The following is a 20806-nucleotide window of genomic DNA, read 5'->3' as shown; positions in this document are numbered from 1 at the left end:
GGAACCGGCTTATTGCCAGATCAGGAGAAAAAACATGCGTTGGATTGCCAGTCTGTTTTTTGCACTAGCGACTACGCTCGCCTTTGCGTTGCCGTCTGAACAAGATGTCCAGGCCGCAGTACGCGCCGGAGACTATGCCCAAGCCCAGACACTGATGGCGCAAGTGGTCGAAGGCAAGCCAGGCAGCGCCAAAGCGCACTATGTGTACGCTGAAATTCTCGCGCACAACGGCCGTTTTGCCGACGCGACCAATCAGGCCCTGCAGGCAAAAACACTCGATCCGCAGATCCGCTTCACCAATCCGGATAAATTCCACAAGTTTGAAACGCAACTGCTTAACGCTGGCCAAGCCGATTCCGGCACCGCCACAACGCCCAGAACCGTCACCACTGTCAGCAAATCTGCAGTAGAAGCTCCGGTCGTGAATGCCCAGCGCAGTAGCGGTTTTGGCAGCAACTGGTTGATGATCGCGTTGCTGGTTGCAGCAGGCTTTGCCGTATTGATCTGGCTGACCCGCCGGCGCGAGCCTGCGGTGTTTAACGGCGGCATGGGCGCTGCTGGTCCTGGCGTAGGCGCCGGTGGTCCGGTTTATGGCGGCGGCACGCCTGCCGGTTACGGCTATGGCAACGGCCCGGTGGTGGTCAACCAGGGTGGCAGCGGTCTGGGCGCTGGCTTGGCGGGTGCAGCTGGTGGTCTGGCCGCAGGGGTATTGATTGGCGAGATGCTGGACCATCGCGGTGGCGGTCTGGCCGGTCAGCCAGGGGTGGTAGAAAACAACACCTACATCTACGAAAACGGTGCGGGCAACGGCAAGGTGGACCAGCAACTGGAATCCCAGCCCGTCGACTTTGGCAACGGCAATGATTGGGATAATAGCGGCGGCTCCAGCGGCTTCTCGGACAGCGCTCTGGATATCGGTAGCGACGACAGCAGCAACTGGTAAACCGGTTTGCCTGCGACAAAAACAAAACCCGGCGCAGGCCGGGTTTTGTTTTGAACATCCGCCATGCATGAAGTGAACGTGCGTACACGTAGCGAGGTGTGGTCGATCAGACTTGCCAGACCTGGCTCAGGCATGCGAGGCTAACCGACCGTATTCATTTATGCCAAGCCATGTACATCCGTCGTTTGCTCCCCGCCGATGCGCACGCTTATCGCGCATTGCGCCTTGCTGCTCTGGCCGACTCGCCCACCTCGTTCATGCCCACAGTGGAAGAAGAACTTACTACGCTAACCCCCACCGAACTGGAACGACGTCTGGCACCCGACGGCCCGAACCAGGTATTGGGCGCGTTTGATAATGACGCGCTGGTCGGCATTGTCGGCTTGCTGCACGACCAACGCCGCAAACTGGCGCACAAGATGCTGGTCGTTGGCGTATTTGTCGCCGCCGCCGCGCGTGGTCAGGGCTATGCCAAAGCCTTGATGCAAGAAGCCATCCGTACGGCGCGCGAGACTACCGGCGTGCGGCAATTGTTGCTCAACGTGCGCACTGACAATCTGCCCGCCAAAGCCCTCTACACGCATCTGGGCTTTGTCGCCTATGGCTGCGAGCCGGATGCCATTCTGGTCAACGGCCAGTTTTACGATGAAGAAATGGCGATACTGCGGCTTTAAATCCCGACGAAACGCTACATCCCGATCACCGTCAAACTCCGCACACCCTGCGCACCGCGAATCAGCACACCTTCTATATCTGCCGTGGCCGATGGCCCGGTCATCAATACGCAATAGCGCGCCACATGAAACCCGCGCTGGTGATAGGCGTGATGCAGATTCGGCACAATGCTGGCCGGGTCGAGCAGCACGATCAGATGTTGCGCCAGGTAACCCAGTGCATTCACCTTGTATTCGTCTTCCGACAACCACACCGACCCGGTCTCCGCCACGCCAAAGCGTGCCCGTACGATGCCAACGTCTACGTCATAGAGCGTGGCCGGTTCAGTCACCGTTTCAATCCGCCGTGTGCCGTCGGTCTCCGGTACGGCCGAGCAGATGACTTTGGCGTCGGGAAAGCGCGTGGCAATCCAGCCATCGAGGTTGGCAGGCGCGCCCAGCCATTGGCCGCCCATCTTCGCCAACCCCAGTTTGAATTGCTCAAACGCGGGCGGCAGGTCTGCATCAAACAATGGCACGTCGGGCAACGGCGTTGACGTGCGCCCGGCAGCGCGCAGAGCACCCAGAATTGCGTCACGGCTGCTCATTGTTCGTCCTCCTCTTTGGCTTGGCGATTGGCGGCATACCACTGGTGGAAAGTCTGTTTGGGTGGTTCTGGCAGTTCACGCTGTTTGCCCCAGGCATTGAACGGGTTGTAGAGAAATGAACGTGGCAGACCGGCCAGTGCTTTGTTGGTGCCTGCCGTCCACTGCCGATAGCGCTTGGGATCAGCCAACACCTTGCCAGCCATTTTCATTGCTTCTTTTTTCACAAACGACACTTCGCCCTGCTCCACCACAATCTGCCGCCATTTGTAGATTTGCTCGTGGATATTGATCTTCACCGGGCAAACATTGGTGCAACTGCCATTGAGCGTGCTGGCAAACGGCAGCGCGGAATATTTTTTCAGATCAAACGTCGGATTGATGATCGCCCCAATCGGCCCGGCGTAAACGCCGCCATAACTGAGCCCGCCACTGCGCCGGTACACCGGGCAGGTATTCATGCAGGCACCACAGCGAATGCACTTGAGCGAATACCAGAAGTCATCCATCGCAAGCCGCTCGCTGCGCCCGTTATCCACCAGAATGTAATGCGATTCGCCGCCGTCTCTTGGGCCGCGAAAATGCGAGGTATATTGGGTAATCGGCGAGCCCAGCGCGCTGCGCGACAGCATGCGGATAAACACGCCCAGGTGTTCCATCTTGGGAATGATCTTTTCGATGCCGATGCTGGCGATATACAGCGGTGGTACGTTGCCAGACAAATCCGCGTTGCCTTCGTTGGTACAGGTGACCACAGTGCCGGTTTCCGCGATGGCAAAGTTGGCGCCAGTCATGCCCGCACCGGCTTTCAAAAAATACGGCCGCGTGTCCTGGCGCATGCCTTCGGCCAGATAGTGCGGATCGGCATTGTTGCGATCCGTGCCGATGGTATCGGCGAACACTTCAGCGACATCGGTCGCCAGTTTGTGCACGGCAGGCACGACGATGTGGGTTGGCGGCTCGTCATCCAGTTGCTGAATGCGCTCGCCGAGGTCAGTCTCCACCACCGTAATGCCGCGCGCTTCCAAGTACGGGCGCATGTCGCATTCTTCGGTGAGCATGGATTTACTCTTCACCAGCGTATCGACGTTTCTGGTGGCCAGAATCTCGTGCACGATGCGATTGTGTTCCGCCGCATCTTTGGCCCAATGCACCGTCACGCCATTGGCGGTGGCGTTGCGCTCGAACTCTTCCAGGTAATCGGCCAGATGCGTCAGCGTGTGTTCTTTGATGCCAGAGGCCAGCACGCGCAGTTCTTCCCATTCCGGGATGGCATTGGCCTGGCCATCGCGCAGCGTGCGCAGTGTCCACAGACGCTTGTCGTGGAACGCAATGTGCGGCTCATCGGCGATGAACTCGCGCGATATCTTGACGTGATCGACGCTCTTTTTGCCCACCTTTTTACCCAATACCGCGCTCATGCCATTTCTCCCTGATCACCGTTGAGAATTTGCGCGATGTGGATGAATTTGAGCGGCAGGCTCAAGCGTTCGGCACAACCCTTTTGATGCATCAAACAGGACATATCCGCCGACACAATATATTCGGCGCCTGCGCCGGAATGATCACGCACTTTGTCGTAACCCATGCGGGCGGAAACCGGTTCTTCGGTCACACAAAAGGTGCCACCAAAGCCACAGCATTCATCCGGACGCTGTGGCATGACCAACTCAATGCCTTTGACACCGCGCAGCAAATCCAGCGGTTTGGACCAGTCGGGTACGTTCAGTTCGCTCGGCTTGGCATGGCCCAGCCGCCGCAAAGTACCGCAACTGTTATGCAATCCCACCTTGTGCGGAAATTCGGCCCACGGAAACTGCCGCACTTGCAGGATATCGTGCAAAAACTCCACCAGTTCATAAGTAGACGCCCGCACTTTGCGGGTAGTGCTGTCTTGTTCCACGGCGGTGAGGTGATCGCGCACGTGGTGCACGCAACTGCCGCTGGGCGAAACCACGTAGTCGTAATCGGCAAAGTTGCGCACAAACAGTGCCTCGGCGGCGCGGGCATCGGTTTCACAACCGCTGTTGCCCATGGGCTGGCCGCAACAGGTCTGATCGAATGGATAAACCACCTCACAGCCCAGCCGCTCCAGCAATTCAAGTGTGGCGACGCCCACTTCCGGGAAAAACGAATCGATAAAACACGGTACAAACAAGGCAACTCGCATGCGTCACAGTCCTGGTTGAGTACACCGCTTGCAGGCGGTGCGCCGGTAACAACAACGGATATTCGTAAACGTATGTGGCTTAATCTGCCACCAGGCTGCGCTGCGGGTTTTTGCCACGAGCGGAACATGAAGCGGCGATGTCAGTCGTACTAGTGATTGTCCGCATCAAATCAGCGGACGCAACCCGGAAAACCCGTACGGGTTGCCTATATAAAACATCGATAACTTTGAACAGGAGAACCCCATGCCAACCATGCAGATCACTTCGGAATGGGTATTGCGTAACTTGATGAACTTTGGCGTGGACGCCATGCTGGCCGCGCTGATTCTGATTATTGGCTGGTGGTTGTCTAACCGCCTTAGCGCGCTGTTGATGCGCTCGCTGGCCAAAACCAGCGCCGACGTCACCATTCGCCCGATCTTGACCAGTATTGTGATGTGGGCCATCCGCCTGATCGCGCTGACTGCTGCGCTGGATCGCTTTGGCGTGCGCACCACCAGCATCGTCGCGGCTTTGGGTGCGGCGGGTTTGGCAATTGGCCTGGCGCTGCAAGGCACGCTGCAGAACATCGCCGCGGGTTTCATGATTTTGCTGCTGCGCCCGTTTCGGGTAGGCGATTACATTGAAGGCAGTGGCACCGTCGCCGGGTCGGTCAAAGAAATCAGCCTGTTTTATACGCGACTGACCAAACCCGACGGCCAAGGCATGTTTGTGCCGAACAGCCAGTTGTGGAGCAGTGCCATTACCAATTACACGGTCAACGCCACCCGCCGCATCGACGCCAGCATGGTGGTGCCGCATACCGAAGTCTCGACCGCCATCGACAAGCTGCGCTCGTTGATTGAAGCGGATTCGCGCATTTTGGCCGAACCGGCGCCGAACGTGGTCGTGTCTGACTTTACCGATATTGGCACCAAAATCACGGTGTATGCGTGGACGCAAAACGCCGACTTCCTCGCGGTGAAAAGTGAGCTGTTGGGCCAGGTACCGCCAGAGTTGAAGAAGACGGCAGCACTGGCCCAACGGGTTTGATACTTTGATGTTTGATGGTTTTGTACCAAGAACACGGCGGCTCAGTTCAGATGGCAGCCCGCAAGCTGAATCCGCTCGTTCTCACATCAATCAGAAGTTGAAGTTATCAATATTGGATGCATCAAACGTGGTCGGTGGTCCAAGAATGACCTCGCCGCTCTTGCCGACGGTGCGTTTACCCAACTTGCCAGCTTCAAAGGTATCGCCTTCCTTGCCGGTGATGGTGCCCGAAGCCAGGTTAGCCGCAGCGTAAGCAGCCAGGTAACCCAAAGCACCCGGGTCCCACAACTGGAACGCTTTCACTGTGCCGTTCTTCACGAAGGCGCGCATCTGGTTAGGCGTACCCAGACCAGTCACCACAAACGTGCCTTTCTTGGGCGAAGTGGAGATATAACGCGCGGCGGCGGAGATGCCCACGGTGGTTGGCGCCACAATCGCTTTCAGGTTTGGATACGCTTGCAGCAGACCTTGGGTTTCGACGAAGGACTTTTGGTCGTCGTCGTTACCGTAGGCCACTTTCACCAGCTTGATCTTGGCGTATTCCGGCTTTTTCAGTTCCTCTTCCATCCACTTGATCCAGGTATTCTGGTTAGTGGCGTTCGGTGTGGCCGACAGCACGGCAAATTCGCCTTCGCCACCAATCAGCTTGGACAGCAACTGAATCTGGCCACGGCCAATGGATTCGCTATCGGCCTGGTTGATAAACAGCGTGCGGCCTTCTGGCGCGGTGTCCGAATCAAACGTCACTACTTTGATACCCTGGGCTTGGGCCTTTTTCAGATAAGGCACTACAGCGTTGGCATCATTGGCAGCGATCACGATGGCATTCTGCTTTTGCGTAATCAGCGTGTTGATATACGACACCTGTGAAGACGCACCCGCATCGGACGGCCCGACCACCTTGCCGATCCCGCCCATCTCCTTGATGGCTTCCAGACCGCCGTTATCGGCAATCACTTCATACGGGTTGTTGATCTGTTTGGGCAGGAACGCAATCTTGAGATCCTTTTTCAGACCTGCGCCAAACGCTGTGGCACACAGCAACGCCGCCAGTAGTGCCGGTACTGCAAGCAACTTGATGTTTCTACGCATGAGTCGACTCCTCGTCAGTGGTGCGGTCAAAAATGCCGACCGTGGTTTTTGGGTACTACCCCCAGCCTTGTTCCGGCCTTGAGTTTTTTACTGCTTGTTCTTTGTGGTGCCTGCATGGCGGGTTGCACCCGCCCTACAACGTGTCCCGTAGCCCGGATGGAGCCGCAGGCGGGAATCCGGGCTACGGTGTGATCACCGCTGCAGCCCGCGCCGCAATCGCCCGTTTCTGCCGCATTTCTTTCGCGCGCTGGACCAGGTTGGGCACCAGCACTGACGACAACAACAGCAAGCCAGTGACAATCGTCAGCACTTCGCTGGAAACGTCGTACAGCGTCAGCGCGTTTTTCAGCACGCCGATAATCACCAGTGACAACAACACGCCAACCAGCGAGCCCTTGCCGCCAAAAATCGATACCCCGCCAAACAGCACTGCTGCAACCACGGACAACTCAAAGCCTTCACCGTTATCGCCGCGAGCGCTGGAAAAGCGCAGCGTATAAACCACGCCAGCGATGGCGCTCATCAGCCCGGACATCACAAACAATTTGATCTTGGTTTTGGCGACATCAATGCCAGAGAAATGCGCAGCAGTCTGGTTGCTGCCGATGGCATACAAACTGCGACCAAAAGCGGTGGACTGGAGCAACACCGTGAACAGGATCGCGGCGATGATCACCAGTACAAACGGCTGCGGCAAAAAGGTATCGCCAATCGAACCAATACCAAACGCCGTGTAATTGGCCGGAAAATCCGCAATCGCCTGATCGCCCAGCAGCAAATAAGAGAACCCGCGAAACATGGCCATGGTGCCGATGGTGATCGCCAGCGACGGCAAACCCAGGCGCACAATCACCAACCCGTTAAACAACCCCGCCGCAATGCCGCCAAGTAGTACCAGCGTAATGACCAAGGGCATTGGCAAACCCATATGCCACAGCACGCCCATCAGGCTGCTGGACATACCCATGACTGACGCGACCGACAGGTCGATTTCTGCCGCAACAATGATCAGCGTCATGGGCAATGCCATGAGGGCGATTTCGGTGAAGTCCGCCAGCAAGTTGGAGACATTGGCTGCGCCCAGGAACTCTGGCGACAGCAAACGGCCCAGCGAAAGCGAGAGAACCAGCACCACGCAGAGCATCCCTTCCCAGCCGAAGGTGCGTTGCAGTTTTTGGGTTTGGAGCATTTTGTGCCTTTGTGTATCTGCTACTGGTGATTCTTAAGTGCCTTCGGCACGGTGTTTTCATACCCGGCGGTGGCCGGGAGCCTAAGATTTCCCGACACTCCTTCGGCAGTGGCATCCGGGGGGTTAAAAGCATTTCGTCTGTTGGCGAGTGCCCATTGTTTTTCGTTGCTACCACAACCGTTCACTGTTGCACTGGATTCCCGCCTTCGCGGGAATGACGAGACTCTGGTACTGCCAAAGGTTTCTGCCATTGCTGTTGCTGTTGCTGTTGCTGTTGCTGTTGCTGTTGCTGTTGCTGTTGCTGTTGCTTTTGCTTTTGCTGTTAGCTCCCCTCTTCTGGAAGAGGGGCTGGGGGAGATGGCTGCAATGAGGGATTAACCACTGCGGCCTGGTCCACTCCAAAACCCAATCTCCCCTAACCCCTCTTTGAAAAAGAGGGGGACTAATATCGGCTGTTCCTTCCAGGCACATCATCCATGCTTACCACGCCGACCGAGAGCGGGAGACCTCAGGCTGCGGCCGACCGAGGGAACGGCGGAGCCGCGCAAAAGAACCCTGATACACAAACTGTTCGTTTCCCCCTGCAACTTGCATCCGATACGCGTAACGGCATTGTGGGGGTACCCCCGAGGGGCACGGCTTTTGACCTTGGGCCCCGTTTGCGCTTGCGCTGTCGGGTCGCCTTTCTTTTGGTTTCTTTTCTTTGGCGACTCAAAGAAAAGAAACGTGCTCCCGGTCACCACCGGGTATCTCAATCAAACCGTGCCGAAGGCACTAACAAGTCAGCGTTATCAGCTTATTGACACCCTGCCCCCGGATTCCCGCTACCTCACTGCAAGTGTCATACGCAACGTCCAGCGACTTTGTGGGGGACCCCCGAGGGGCAGCTTCATCCGGGCTACGGACTTCGCGCCGAATCCACCCTACGCCCCACAATCTCAAGCATGCTCACGCTTCCTCACCGACCACTTCGCAATCTGCCGAGACAACAACGTATCCCCCACAATCGCCAGCACAATCAACCCGCCCTGGATCGCCAGTTGCCAGAACGACGACACCCGCAATACCACCAGCGAAATATTGATCACCCCCAGCAGCAGCGCACCCAGCGTGGCACCCCACACATTGCCCACACCACCGGTAATCGCCACGCTCCCCACCACCGCCGCAGCAACCACTTGCAACTCCACGCCTTTACCAGTGCTGGCATCCACCGTACCAAACCGCGCCAGCCACAACACTCCGGCCAAACCAGCCAGCGCGCCAGATAGCGCAAAACCGTTGAACACCCGCTTGTTCACGCGGATACCGGCCAGCGTAGCGGCTTCAGGATTGGAGCCGATGGCGTAAAACTCGCGGCCGCCACGATAGAACTTGAGGTAATAACCCACCGCTATCAGCACTACGGCGGCGATGATTACCAGCAGCGGCAGGCCGAAAAAATTGCCGTTGGCGATATGCGAGAACGCGTCTGGCAAGCTGGTGGCGTTGATCTGGCCGCCGTGGACCCACGCATAATCAATGCCGCGAAAGATGTAGAGCGTAGACAGCGTGGCAACCAGCGATGGCACCCGGCCTAACGTGACCAGCGCGCCGTTGATACACCCGGCAAACAGCCCGATCAGCACCCCGGCAAATACGGCCAGCGGGATCGGCAAACCCGGTATCGCGATAAACAACGAGCCCACTGCATAGGCGGTGATACCGAGTGTGGAGCTGATCGACAAATCGATATGTCGCATCAGCATCACCACGGTCATGCCAGCGGTAAGGATGGCGGTGATGGCCACGTTCAGCAGCACATCGCGCGCGTTATGCCAGCTCAGGAATGCCGGATTGGCCAGCGAGGTGCCCACAATCAACAGCACCAGCACCACCAGCAATGTGCTTTCACGGTTGCGGGCCAGCGTTAATGCCCAGCGCTGCGGTTCTTGTTGTTTTTGTGGCATGGGTGGTGCGCCTGCTGAGTGAACCGAAGGAGTGGGATGAATGATCGAGGACATGTTCATGCTGCTTGCCTCACGCCGTTTTCCATCTGGCCCAACGCGGCAGCCATGATGCGTTCTTCGTTGGCCTCGCTGCGTGGGATATCCGCCGTGATGCGGCCTTCGTGCATAACCAGTACGCGATCAGCCATGCCCAGTACTTCAGGTAGTTCGCTGGAGATCATTAATACGGCCATGCCGTTTTTCACCAGATCAGTCATGGTCTGATAGACCTCGGCCTTCGCACCGACGTCGATGCCACGCGTGGGTTCGTCAATGACCAACACGTGCGGATTGGTCGCCAGCCATTTGCCCAGCACCACTTTTTGCTGATTGCCGCCAGAGAGCGTCCCGGCAGGCGCATCGACGGTGTGGGCCTTGAGCTTGAGTTTGTTGCCCCAAGTGGTGGCCAGATCACGTTCGGATTTGCCCGAGATCAGCCCGTAACGCACCAGCCGTTGCAACACGGTGAGCGAGGCATTGCGTGAGATTGGCATATCCAGCGCCAAGCCTTGCTGGCGGCGGTCTTCCGGCACCAGTGCCACACCGGCTTTTACGGCGGTGGACGGCTGGCCCAGCTTGAGTTGTTTGCCTTCCACCCACACCTGGCCCGACTCAACTGGATCGACCCCAAAGATGGCCCGCGCTACTTCGCTGCGCCCGGCACCGACCAAGCCGGAGAGCGCCACAATCTCGCCTTTGCGCACATCAAACGAGATATCGCGAAACACGCCGGGACGCGTGAGATTGCGCACCGACAAGCCGACTTCACCGAATTCGACTTCGGCCTTGGGGTAATAGGTGGAGAGATCACGCCCGACCATTTTGGCGACGATGCTGTCGTGGTTCATTTCATGGGTCTGGGCGAAATGAACAGCGGCGCCGTCACGCATGATGGTGATGCGTTGCGCCAGGCGGAACACTTCTTCCAGCCGGTGAGTAATAAACAGAATGGCCACGTTGGTGCCGCGCAAGCGCTCGGCCACCGCAAACAGGCGCTCCACTTCGGGCTTGGAGAGCGCAGCGGTCGGCTCATCCATGATCAATACATTGGCGTTGAGCGACAGCGCTTTGGCAATCTCCACCACTTGCTGATCGGCAATGGACAAACCGCGCACCAGTTGCGTGGCCTTGAGCGACACGCCCAGCGAGTTGAGCATTTCCTGGGTCCAGCGATTCATTTCGTCGTAACGAATGCGCCCGAACTTGTCCACCGGCTGGCGCCGCATGTAGATGTTCTCGGCAATCGAAAGGTCGGCAAACAGCGTCGGTTCCTGGTAGATCACTGCGATACCCGCTTCCAGCGCGTCCGATGGCCAGGCGAAATGGCGTTGCACCCCGTCGATGATCAACGCGCCGGTATCGGGCTTGTGTACACCCGCCAGAATCTTCACCAGCGTAGATTTCCCTGCGCCGTTCTCGCCCAACAAGGCATGGACTTCGCCCGGATACAGCGACAGGCAGCCGTTGAGCAAGGCCTGGACCTCACCAAACGCTTTACTGGCGCCGCGTAATTCCAGCCGGGGTTGCATTGCACTCGAATCCATCAAATATTCCTTGGTATACGTAGGGTTTGCACGCACCGCGTGCGAACGCATTCAATGTTCGGTGCGCATGAAGGCGCACCCTACTTCCTGCATACCCGCCAACCCTTGAAACGGCGATGGCTATCAATAAACTCAAATCCGGTAAACCCGTTCGGCATTCAGCCGGAACAACTGCGCTTTTTCTTCATTGCTGGCATCCGCCACAATCTGCGCGAACGCCTGCCAGATCGCCGGATAGCTGCTGTACAGCTTGTCGACCGGAAAATTCGAAGCAAACATGCAATGTTCTGCCCCAAAAATCTCGATCACCGTCAGCACGTACGGACGCAGGCTTTCGACCGTCCATTGGTGGTCAAACATCCCCAGCCCGCTGATCTTGACCGACACATTCGGCAACGCGGCCAATGCCATCAGACCTTCGTGCCACTGGCGCCAGCCATCCACGCTGTTGCGATCTACAAACATGCCAGCGTGGTTAATGACGAATGTCGTATCCGGGTTGTCTCGCGCCAGCACGGCGGCGGCAGGCATTTGCGACGGATACAGCTGCATATCAAACGACAGCTTGTATTTGGCCAGCAGCTTGAAATTGCGCCGCCACTGCACCTCGTTCATGTAATGGCGGCCGACGTAGTCGTAAAACGGGTTTTCATGCACGTTCAGAATTTGCCGAATGCCGCGCACATTGCGGTATTCAGCGTGCGCAGCCAGCAGGTGTTCCACGTCTGGCTGTGATAAATCTGCCGCCGCGACGATCGCCAGCGGGATGTTGGCTGGATCGTTGGCCAGCGATTGCACCCATTGGGTTTCGCCCAGTTGATCTTCGGGGATCGCTTCGATGTGCACGACCTTGAGTACCTGTACGGCGTCCCCGGCATCAGCCAGCAGATCCGCCGGCAAGTACGGTTTTTTGATGGCCGCCGTGTCACCGTTAAAACCGACCGCTTCACTTTCCATCCACGGGTAGCGCAAGGTGCCCGGTGCCCAGAGGTGAATATGCGGATCAACAATCTGTAGCGTCATGACCTTGTTACTCCAGGTGAAACACTGGCGTGAGCGCCCATTGCTGCGGCTTGTTATCCGGTTCAACCAACATCACATCGGCCATGTAATCCCACCATTTGCGCATGATCGGCAGCTTGGGCAAATCGTCCATGCCATGGTCTTCAGTCGCCTTGAGCACGGCAAACAGGCTATGCGTTTGTTCGTCCAGAAAAATCCAGTAATCGCTGATCCCGGCAGCTTTTAGCGCAACCACCAGTTCCGGCCAGATTTCGTCATGGCGACGCTGGTATTCGGCTTTCATGCCAGGGTTGAGCTGCATTCGGAATGCGTGGGTTTGCATGTTGTTTTCCGTTTTCAATGCATTTGTAGGGTGTGCATTTATGCGCACCGTGACTCCCGGAAAATCTTTGAACGCGTTCGCACAAAAAACGTGCAAACCCTACACCCCGGGATTTACTGCAAATTCACAAACAAACCACCGTCCACCAGCAACGATGCGCCAGTCACATACGCGGCCATATCCGATGCCAAAAACACCACCGCACCGCCCAGGTCTTCCGGCTGGCCAAAGCGGCCCAGCGGGATGCGTTTCTCGAAATACGCGACCTTTTCCGGGTCGGACAAATCATCTTTGTTGATGTCGGTAAGAATCGTGCCCGGCATCACCGAGTTACAGCGAATGCCGTACTTACCCAGCGCAATCGCACACGATTGCATCAGCGAATGCACACCAGCTTTAGTCGGCGTGTAGTGGGTCTGGAACTCGCCGCCGACCAGTGCAGAGATCGAACTCACTGCGACAATCGCCCCGCCCCGGCCCTGGTTTTTCATCTGGTTAGCCACGGCCTGGGTCACGTAGAACGCGCCGTGCAGGTTGACTTCCATGGTGCGCTGGAAGGTTTCCAGTGGCATATCCAGAAAAGCGTGGAACGGGCAGATACCCGCGTTGCTGACCAACACATCGACACCGCCAAAGTTCTCCACGGCAGCTTGTACCAGCAGGTGGCCAGTTTGCGGATCAGCCACATCGCCTTTCACCGCCACCACGCCACGGCCCAACGCCTTGATCGCCGTGACGGTTTCATCGGCGTGACTGTGATGGCTGACCACCACGTTGGCGCCGTGCTCAGCGCAAGCGATTGCAACAGCCTTGCCAATGCCGCGGGAACCACCGGTGACGATGACGGTTTTATCTTTTAACAGCATGTGTTTCTCCAGCGAATTCTTGTTTCGTTCTGCATCTGTAGCCCGGATTCGCGAAGCAATCCGGGAGACGAAATGGGCAAAATTCAGCCACCGTTGTTCATTGTTACATCGCAACCCCGGATTCCCGCTTCCCCGCTGCAACAGTCATACGTGTTCTCCAAGAGCTTTGTAGGGGTACCCCCGAGGGGCACGCTTCATCCGGGCTACATCACGGTTACTGCTCTGTCGCTGGCAATCCATGCGGCAAACCACGCCGACCGAGGGAACGCAGGATGCGCGTAAAAGCCCCCGCCAAACAGATGGTTTGTTTCGGTTTTTGAACTTGGGCCCCCTTGCGGCAGCGGGGTCGCCTTTTGCTATCCCGCTCTGCGGGACTTTTGGTTTCTTTTCTTTGGCGACGCAAAGAAAAGAAACGTGCTCCCGGGCACCCCCGGGTATCAAATGCCTTTACTTGTGCCAAAGGCACATAAAACCAACTACGCAAAATCAATGCTCATAAGGCCTAAACAACTTGCACTCCGGATTCAACCTCACCCCAAACCCAGGCTTATCCAGCGCGCTGGCGGACATCCGTCCATTCACTGGCACCGGCTCATCCAGCAATAACGGGTTAAACATCGGCACCACCTGGTCAGCCTTGGGCGCCATCATCAAAAACTCGGCAAACGGGCTGTTATGGCGGGTAATGACAAAGTGATAGCTGTAGACCGATGAGCCATGAGGCACGACCAGCGCGTTGTGCGCGTCGGCCAAGGCGGAAATTTTGATCAGTTCGGTAATGCCGCCGCACCAGCCCACGTCCGGCTGGATGATGTCGCAGCAACCCATTTCCAGCAGCAGACGAAAACCCCAGCGCGTGGCTTCGTGCTCACCGGTGGTCACCAACATGCCTTTGGGTACGTTTTTGCGCAGTTCGGCGTAGCCCCAGTAGTCATCTGGCGGCAGCGCTTCTTCAATCCACTTCAGGCCGTATTGATGCGCCTTGGTCGCCAGTTTGCTGGCGTAGTTAACGTCCAGGCTCATCCAGCAATCGAGCATCAGCCAGAAGTCATCGCCCACGCGGTTACGCATGTCTTCGATCATGGCCAGGTTCTTTTTCAGGCCTTCTTCGCCTTCGGCCGGGCCGTGATGAAGTGGCATCTTGCCGCCGATAAAGCCCATTTCTTTGGCCAGATCAGGCCGCGCGCCAGTGGCGTAAAACTGCAGTTGATCGCGCACCGGGCCGCCCAGCAATTGATGCACCGGTTCGCCGCGAACCTTGGCCAGCAAATCCCACAGCGCCAGATCAACGCCGGAGATCGTATTGATCACCACGCCTTTGCGGCCGTAATACAGCGTGGCGTTGAACATCTGGTCCCACATTTTTTCAATGTCGGTCACCTTCTGGCCTTCGATGAAACGCGCCAGGTGTTTCTCGACAATGAACGCGCCAATTTCGCCGCCCGTAGTTACGGCAAAACCCACCGTGCCATCGCTGGCCTCAACCTCAACCACCAGAGTGCCAAGCACGTTGATACCGAAGGACTGGCGGCTTTGGCGGTATTGCTCGTACTTGCTCATCGGCGTGGCGATATGGTCGTCAATCCAGTGACCAGCGCCCTGATCGTGGTAATCCGCCCCGCCGCCGCGCACGGTGAAAGCGCGGATGTGTTTAATGGTTGGCATGCTCATGCTTCGCCCTTTATTACGGTAGGGTGCGCACGGGTGCGCACCGTTCAATTACCCGCGTTCGCACATGCAGTGTGCAAACCCTACAAACGCTTAATACGTTGCACGGCCGCCGGAGATGTCGATTACACCCCCAGTGGTGAACGAGCAATCTTCAGAGCTGAGCCAGCCGATCAGTGCGGCGACTTCGTCCACCTGCAAGAAGCGCCCCATCGGAATTTTGGACAGCATGTAATCGATGTGCTGCTGCGCCATCTGGTCGAAGATTTCGGTCTTGGCGGCTGCTGGGGTAATGCAATTGACGATGATGTTTTTGGTCGCCAACTCTTTACCCAGCGATTTGGTCAGGCCGATCAAACCGGCCTTGGAGGCGCTGTAGTGCGAGGCGGTCGGGTTGCCTTCTTTACCGGCAATCGAGGCCACATTCACAATCCGGCCATAGCCGTTTTCCAGCATTTTCGGGATGACCGCGTGACAGACCAGGAACGGCGCAACCAGATTAACTTCAATCACCCGCGCCCAGCCTTTGGGGTCGAGTTCCCAAGTCAGGCCGTTGCCGCCGGTAATGCCCGCGTTGTTGACCAGAATGTCGATTTTGCCGTGCGCAGCAACGGTGGCCTCAGCGGCGGCATTTACGGCGGCGGTGTCAGTCAGATCCAGCGCATGCACGCTGACCTTGCCCAGCTTGGAGAGCTCGCTGGCGGCTTCATCCAGGCGTTTGGCATCGATGTCCCACAGCGCTACGCTGGCGCCCGATTGCAGCATGCGTTGGGCCGAGCCATAGCCGATACCACGAGCACCGCCGGTGATGATGGCAACGCGGTTATTGAGGTCTAGCTGGTTCATCTGGTTTCCTTTGCGATCTTGAAAGGCGGCTTGTGCCTGCCCTACCTGTCTGTCGCCTTAGCGACCCGGCACTTTCGCTGGCACGGTTAGCTGCGTTTGTTCACCCAAACCGGCAATACCCAATTTCATGGTTTGCCCGGCGTGCAGGTATACCGGCGGCTTCTGGCCCAAACCCACACCGGGCGGTGTGCCGGTGGCAATCACATCGCCGGGCTGTAGCGTCATGAACTGGCTGATGTACGACACCAGCGTAGCCACATCAAAAATCATGGTTTTGGTGCTGCCGTTCTGATAACGGTGGCCATCCACGTCCAGCCACATCGCCAGGTTTTGCGGGTCTGGCACTTCGTCACGCGTGACCAGCCAAGGGCCGATGGGGGCGAAAGTGTCGTGACCTTTACCCTTGTCCCACTGGCCACCACGTTCCAGCTGAAAAGCGCGCTCGGACACATCGTTCACCACGCAGTAACCGGCTACGTGTTCCAGCGCGTGTTCTTTCTCGACATATTTGGCGGTTTTGCCGATCACCACGCCCAGCTCGACTTCCCAGTCGGTCTTCTCGCCACCACGCGGGATTTCCACATGATCGTTCGGTCCGCAAATGGAACTGACCGGCTTCATGAACAGGATCGGCTCGGTCGGGATCGCCATATTTGATTCTTTGGCGTGGTCGCTGTAGTTCAGCCCCACGCAAATGATCTTGCCCACGCCCGCCACACACGGCCCGATTCGGGCACCGGCTGGCGCGGTCGGCAGCGTTTCGGGTTTTACATCCTTGAGTTTGGCCAGACTGCCTGGCAATAGCGTGGCGCCGCCAATGTCATTGACCACCGCGGAGAGATCACGGATTACGCCATTGGCATCAACCAGACCGGGTTTTTCATGGCCAGCAGGGCCGAAACGCAGCAATTTCATCAAGCTTCTCCTCGTGCGATGCACCGACATCGAGTCGGCCAAACACGTAGTTCGTTTGCAATGGCTACAGTTTTAACCCGCCGTGAAATACCTGACTAATGCGAATTTGGTTATATTCGATAATTAAAAGGTATCGCACAATCACTTTATGCGACCGCAGCATTTGTAATTTAAATCATACAAATCAATACACTGAAGACAGATCAATCCACTGGAATGGTGCACCGCAATGCTCAAACAATATTTTTATCAATCGTTGTTACATCGCCTGCGCTACAAACATTTGTTCTTGCTGGTGTCGCTGGCCGACCACGGCAACTTGCATCAGGCAGCGGAAACGCTAGCCATGTCGCAGCCCGCAGCCACGCGCATGCTGCGAGAAGTGGAAGAGTTTCTGGATTGCACGCTTTTCGAGCGGCTGGCACGCGGTGTGCGGCCCACGGCGGTGGGCGAAGAGGTCATCCGCTTTGCCCGCACTACCCTGGGCGGCTTGCAGCGTTGCGCCGATAGTCTGCAGTTGTGGCAGCAAGGCGGCTTTGGGCAGTTGATCATCGGCACCATCATGGGCGCAGCGCCGGATCTGGTCGCGCAGTCAGTCTCGGAACTCAAAACCCGCAAGCCGCTGCTGCGCATCCGCATCAAAGGCGAAACCAGCGATCAACTGATTGATCTGCTGGAACAAGGCAAAGTGGATTTTGCAATTGGGCGGTTTTCTGAGCTGAATCAGCACAACTGGCTGGACTTTGAACCACTGGGCAATGAAGTGATGAAAGTGGTGGTGCGCAGCGGCCATGCGCTGGCCGGGCGCGAGAGCATCACGCTGGCGGAACTGGCCAAATGGCCGTGGGTACTACAGCCGCTCGCCAGTCCGGCACGCCAGGTGCTGGAACGCGAGTTTGAACACAATCACACGGCAACGCCAGTCAATACCGTTGAATGTGATTCGATCTTCGCGACTTTGCAGTTGGTACAACGCAGCGATGCAGTTACTGCTTTGGCAGAACCTGTTCTGCGCGACCACCTCACAGCCAAGCTGCTCACCGCCCTGCCTTTGGCCATTGGGCAGAACCTGGCGCCATTTGGGTTGTTGACGCGTAAAGGCGAAACGCTGAGTGGGATTGGGGTGGAGTTTATTGAGATTGTGCGAAGGATGGCGCTGCAGGCGCGGGTGGCGGCGGTTTGATTGGCGGCCCAGTTCACATGGTCAGCGCCCACGCAAACCCTGTAGCCCGGATGGAACGCAGTGAGAATCCGGGGTTGATTCCGCTGGAATACTTTTCGCCAGTGGCCTGTTGTAGCGTTGCTGCCCCGTATTCCCGCTAGCGCTTCATCCGGGCTATAGGTTGGGTCAGCAACTGGTGGATTGCCGCTTTACTCCGAATCCACCCTACGCTACGTCGGTTTTGGTTTTTACCTGGCAGACAAAACCGCAGAACACGCCGACCGAGAGCCGGAGACCTTAGGCTCCGGCCGACCGAGGGAACACAGAATGCGCGTAAAGATACCTGGCAAGCAGTCTGTTCGTTTCGGCTTTTGACTTCGGGCCCCGTCGGCGCTTGCGCCCGGGTCGCCTTTTCTTTGGTTTCTTTCTTTTGGCGACGCAAAAGAAAGAAACGTGCTCCCGGGCACCCCGGGGTATCAAACGCATTTCAACACCATGCCGATAGGCACTTAAAGCACACTCTCACGCGCAAGTCGCTACAACTCAATCCCCCGCGCCATCGCCGTTGCAGCCAACACCATCACCACCAGCAACCCATTCTGCACATAACTGATCTGCGCCAGTCGCCGCACCACGCCGATGTTGGACGGGCGGGTGTCCTTGCGGGCGAGACGCCAGCGCAGCAGGGTGATCATCGGGTAGATTTCCAGCAGCAGAACCACCACCAGACAGCCCATTTTGATATGAAAGAACGGCTGGTGGCCGTAGTATTCTGTGCCTTTCTCGAACCCGCCAAATGCCCGGGTGAGGCCGGTGAGGACCAATAGCAGCGCACTCAGTCCCCAGACCGAATCAGCGGCAAAGACCGGCGCCAGATCGGCGTAACCGTGTACCCGACCCAGCGCGCGGGCGCGGCACCAGATTGCGACGAAGGCAATGCACACGCCCAGTAGATGTATCGCAGCCAGTAGCCAACTCATGGTCATGGTTCCAGCGCTCCGGGGGTTAGTCTCATGATGTTAGACCAGATTGATCAAACATCACCCCCGCTTTAGGCGCGCTGCAAAAAACCGACTGCCGCTGCCACGCTGGCTTGGTCTTTCAGTATTTTCAGATGGCCCAGTTGTGAGCTGGTGCGCAGCGCTGCCCCACGCCAGTTGGCCACCAGCGCTTCACCTTGGCCAATCGCCACCTTGTCGTCATGCAGGTCATGCAGCACCAGTAGCGGGGTTTGCAATTGCCCGGCCAGCACTACGGGCTCGATCTCGTCAAAGCCCAGACAAAACCGTGCTTCCATACGGGAAATCATGCGCTGTACCAAACGCTGCGAAACGCCGGTGCGCGCCTGTACCGCCGCCCAGAGCGCGCCAAATTGCGTCATTGGCCCGACAAATACCACGCGCGGAATCTGCAATCCCCGCGACAAACCATAGGTTGCTGCCGCTGCGCCGAACGAATGCGCAATCAAGCCCTGTACCGAATCCCGCCCGGCGCGGCTGGCCATTTCTTCAATGGCTTCGTGAAAGTGCGGCAGCGCCACTTGCCCGCGTGGCGAATCGCCGTGGCCTGGCACATCCACCGCCAGCACGCGATAACCCGCCGCCAGCAATGGCTCAACCATGCCCGACATATGCCCGGCATGCCCGCCCCAACCATGAATCAACAACACGGCCGGGTCGTCCGGATTTCCCCATTCATAGCCCGACATCGCCATGCCGCGCACGCGACCCTGCCAGCGCCGGGCTTGCGCTAGCACGGCAGCTTCGTCCGGGCGTAGCGCGGGGCGCGGCGGAGTAGTGAACAAGCGCTGCAACACACTGGCTGCGGTGCGCGGCATCACCACGTCCAGCGTCCGCAGGCCGGTTTTGAGCCACTTCGGCGCGGGCGGCTCGTAAGAACGACCGGTCGTGCTATTTTTTGCAGAGATCACTTTGGCGTCGGCCTGGTTCATGGTGCGGCTCCGTAATTGGGTGGAACGGGATTCGATATGACGGTCTGGTTTTACTATCGCTGCGCGCGCATTCAAGCCGCATCAAACGGTACGTTGCGCGGCGACGGGCTGGATTCAACAATGCGGTAAGAACGCATCAAGCGCTTGAAGGCCAGACGTGCCCGCGCTTCGGCCTGCGTTTCTCCCAGCAGTTTGTGTGCGTGCTGGAACACCATGACAATGCCGACGAACTCAAAGGCAAACTGGGCTGGGTCACAATCCGGGCGAAACTCGCCTTCGGTGATAGCGGTAGCGGCCACGCGCGCCACAGAACCGCCAAAGTCACGCCAGCTTTGCACCAGTACATCGCGAATCTCGCCGGGGCGATCATCATATTCGTGGGCCAGCGCCATAAAGATGCAACTGCCCTGACTGGTCTGGCCGCGTATCCAGGCCAGATAATGCTCAAACAAGCCGTTCAAGCGCTTTTGCCCACGTGGCAAAGCCACTGCTGGCACCAGTACTTCGGCCGCAAACCGTTCGCAAGCCAGTTCCAGCACCGCTAACTGCAGCGCCTCTTTGGATTTGAAATGCGCAAACAGCCCGCTCTTGGAAATCGCCATGCTCGCCGCCAGGCCGCCCAGGCTCAGGCCTTCCAGCCCGACTTTGCCCGCGAGCAGCAACGCATGCTCGATAATGTCTTGCCGTTTCTGTTCGCCTTTGCCCATGCGTTGAAAATTAGCACGGTCGGTCGTTTTATTCAATCAACATATCTTGATCGGCGCTGAACGGTTTTCGGCGCCCTACTCTGTTGCAGATCAAGCTGCTACGCTGAGGCAGTTCATCCAGATCAAAAC

21 protein-coding genes are annotated in these 20806 nt (G+C 57.6%); 5 read left to right on the top strand and 16 right to left on the bottom strand.

Annotated elements, in window-relative coordinates; genetic code table 11:
• The first annotated feature begins 34 nt into the window (after positions 1 to 34).
• The gene (locus N7220_RS19055; protein WP_283149116.1) at positions 35 to 943 is read left to right on the top strand and encodes a tetratricopeptide repeat protein; all 909 of its coding nucleotides are present in this window, start codon (positions 35 to 37) and stop codon (positions 941 to 943) included.
• Positions 944 to 1113: 170 nt separating this feature from the next.
• Positions 1114 to 1617 carry a GNAT family N-acetyltransferase gene (locus N7220_RS19050; RefSeq protein ID WP_283149115.1) on the top strand — a complete coding sequence of 168 codons (504 nt, stop codon included), beginning with the start codon at positions 1114 to 1116 and terminating at the stop codon, positions 1615 to 1617.
• 14 nt (positions 1618 to 1631) lie between these two features.
• Here N7220_RS19050 and N7220_RS19045 read toward each other — a convergent pair whose 3' ends face one another.
• From N7220_RS19045 to N7220_RS19035, 3 genes are read right to left on the bottom strand one after another with little or no spacing between them, the layout of a single operon-like run.
• Positions 1632 to 2204, bottom strand: coding sequence for a LutC/YkgG family protein (locus N7220_RS19045; RefSeq protein ID WP_283149114.1), 573 nt, complete (start codon positions 2202 to 2204; stop codon positions 1632 to 1634).
• Positions 2201 to 3622, bottom strand: a complete 1422-nt coding sequence (locus N7220_RS19040; RefSeq protein WP_283149113.1) for a lactate utilization protein B — start codon at positions 3620 to 3622, stop codon at positions 2201 to 2203. The genes N7220_RS19045 and N7220_RS19040 overlap by 4 nt, the downstream gene beginning before the upstream one ends.
• The gene (locus N7220_RS19035) at positions 3619 to 4371 is read right to left on the bottom strand and encodes a (Fe-S)-binding protein (RefSeq protein WP_283149112.1); all 753 of its coding nucleotides are present in this window, start codon (positions 4369 to 4371) and stop codon (positions 3619 to 3621) included. The genes N7220_RS19040 and N7220_RS19035 overlap by 4 nt, the downstream gene beginning before the upstream one ends.
• A gap of 244 nt (positions 4372 to 4615) precedes the next feature.
• On the opposite strand from N7220_RS19035, the gene N7220_RS19030 reads away from it, so the two are divergent.
• The gene (locus tag N7220_RS19030) at positions 4616 to 5404 is read left to right on the top strand and encodes a mechanosensitive ion channel family protein (protein ID WP_283149111.1); all 789 of its coding nucleotides are present in this window, start codon (positions 4616 to 4618) and stop codon (positions 5402 to 5404) included.
• Positions 5405 to 5494: 90 nt separating this feature from the next.
• Here the strand turns inward: N7220_RS19030 and rhaS are convergent, their stop codons facing one another.
• Positions 5495 to 6496: a rhamnose ABC transporter substrate-binding protein gene (gene rhaS / locus N7220_RS19025; protein ID WP_283149110.1), complete on the bottom strand. Its 1002-nt coding sequence runs from the start codon at positions 6494 to 6496 to the stop codon at positions 5495 to 5497.
• Between the two features lie 181 nt (positions 6497 to 6677).
• The gene (locus N7220_RS19020; RefSeq protein WP_283149109.1) at positions 6678 to 7685 is read right to left on the bottom strand and encodes an ABC transporter permease; all 1008 of its coding nucleotides are present in this window, start codon (positions 7683 to 7685) and stop codon (positions 6678 to 6680) included.
• 141 nt (positions 7686 to 7826) lie between these two features.
• Here N7220_RS19020 and N7220_RS19015 point away from each other — a divergent pair, with 141 nt between their 5' ends.
• Positions 7827 to 8063: a hypothetical protein gene (locus tag N7220_RS19015; RefSeq protein WP_283149108.1), complete on the top strand. Its 237-nt coding sequence runs from the start codon at positions 7827 to 7829 to the stop codon at positions 8061 to 8063.
• A 560-nt stretch (positions 8064 to 8623) separates the two neighbouring features.
• On the opposite strand, the gene N7220_RS19010 is transcribed toward N7220_RS19015, so the two are convergent.
• The 8 genes from N7220_RS19010 to N7220_RS18975 form a co-directional block, all read right to left on the bottom strand.
• The gene (locus tag N7220_RS19010) at positions 8624 to 9634 is read right to left on the bottom strand and encodes an ABC transporter permease (RefSeq protein ID WP_283149107.1); all 1011 of its coding nucleotides are present in this window, start codon (positions 9632 to 9634) and stop codon (positions 8624 to 8626) included.
• A 56-nt stretch (positions 9635 to 9690) separates the two neighbouring features.
• The gene (locus N7220_RS19005) at positions 9691 to 11217 is read right to left on the bottom strand and encodes a sugar ABC transporter ATP-binding protein (protein ID WP_283149106.1); all 1527 of its coding nucleotides are present in this window, start codon (positions 11215 to 11217) and stop codon (positions 9691 to 9693) included.
• A gap of 132 nt (positions 11218 to 11349) precedes the next feature.
• On the bottom strand, positions 11350 to 12240 hold the full coding sequence (locus N7220_RS19000; protein WP_283149105.1) for an amidohydrolase family protein: 891 nt from the start codon (positions 12238 to 12240) through the stop codon (positions 11350 to 11352).
• 7 nt (positions 12241 to 12247) lie between these two features.
• A complete protein-coding gene (gene rhaM / locus N7220_RS18995; protein ID WP_283149104.1) occupies positions 12248 to 12562 on the bottom strand; it encodes an L-rhamnose mutarotase in 315 nt (104 codons plus the stop codon).
• Between the two features lie 113 nt (positions 12563 to 12675).
• Positions 12676 to 13428, bottom strand: a complete 753-nt coding sequence (gene lra1, locus N7220_RS18990; RefSeq protein ID WP_283149103.1) for an L-rhamnose 1-dehydrogenase Lra1 — start codon at positions 13426 to 13428, stop codon at positions 12676 to 12678.
• Positions 13429 to 13914: 486 nt separating this feature from the next.
• Complete coding sequence (gene rhmD / locus N7220_RS18985; RefSeq protein WP_283149102.1) at positions 13915 to 15093, bottom strand: L-rhamnonate dehydratase; 1179 nt, start codon at positions 15091 to 15093, stop codon at positions 13915 to 13917.
• 96 nt (positions 15094 to 15189) lie between these two features.
• Positions 15190 to 15942 carry an SDR family NAD(P)-dependent oxidoreductase gene (locus N7220_RS18980; RefSeq protein WP_283149101.1) on the bottom strand — a complete coding sequence of 251 codons (753 nt, stop codon included), beginning with the start codon at positions 15940 to 15942 and terminating at the stop codon, positions 15190 to 15192.
• A gap of 57 nt (positions 15943 to 15999) precedes the next feature.
• Positions 16000 to 16857, bottom strand: a complete 858-nt coding sequence (locus N7220_RS18975; RefSeq protein WP_283149100.1) for a fumarylacetoacetate hydrolase family protein — start codon at positions 16855 to 16857, stop codon at positions 16000 to 16002.
• Between the two features lie 229 nt (positions 16858 to 17086).
• Between N7220_RS18975 and N7220_RS18970 the strand changes: the two genes are divergently transcribed.
• Positions 17087 to 18040: a LysR family transcriptional regulator gene (locus N7220_RS18970; protein ID WP_283149099.1), complete on the top strand. Its 954-nt coding sequence runs from the start codon at positions 17087 to 17089 to the stop codon at positions 18038 to 18040.
• Positions 18041 to 18555: 515 nt separating this feature from the next.
• Here the strand turns inward: N7220_RS18970 and N7220_RS18965 are convergent.
• The 3 genes from N7220_RS18965 to N7220_RS18955 form a co-directional block, all read right to left on the bottom strand.
• The gene (locus N7220_RS18965; RefSeq protein WP_283149098.1) at positions 18556 to 18999 is read right to left on the bottom strand and encodes a DUF2214 family protein; all 444 of its coding nucleotides are present in this window, start codon (positions 18997 to 18999) and stop codon (positions 18556 to 18558) included.
• Positions 19000 to 19070: 71 nt separating this feature from the next.
• Complete coding sequence (locus tag N7220_RS18960; protein ID WP_283149097.1) at positions 19071 to 19970, bottom strand: alpha/beta hydrolase; 900 nt, start codon at positions 19968 to 19970, stop codon at positions 19071 to 19073.
• 71 nt (positions 19971 to 20041) lie between these two features.
• Entirely contained in the window at positions 20042 to 20713 is a 672-nt protein-coding gene (locus tag N7220_RS18955) for a TetR/AcrR family transcriptional regulator (RefSeq protein ID WP_283149096.1), read from the bottom strand.
• Positions 20714 to 20806 lie beyond the last annotated feature (93 nt).

This window comes from Silvimonas soli (assembly GCF_030035605.1).
In the GTDB taxonomy this organism is placed as follows: domain Bacteria; phylum Pseudomonadota; class Gammaproteobacteria; order Burkholderiales; family Chitinibacteraceae; genus Silvimonas; species Silvimonas soli.
Note: the sequence above shows the minus strand (reverse complement) of the source record. Positions and strands in the feature narration are given on the sequence as shown.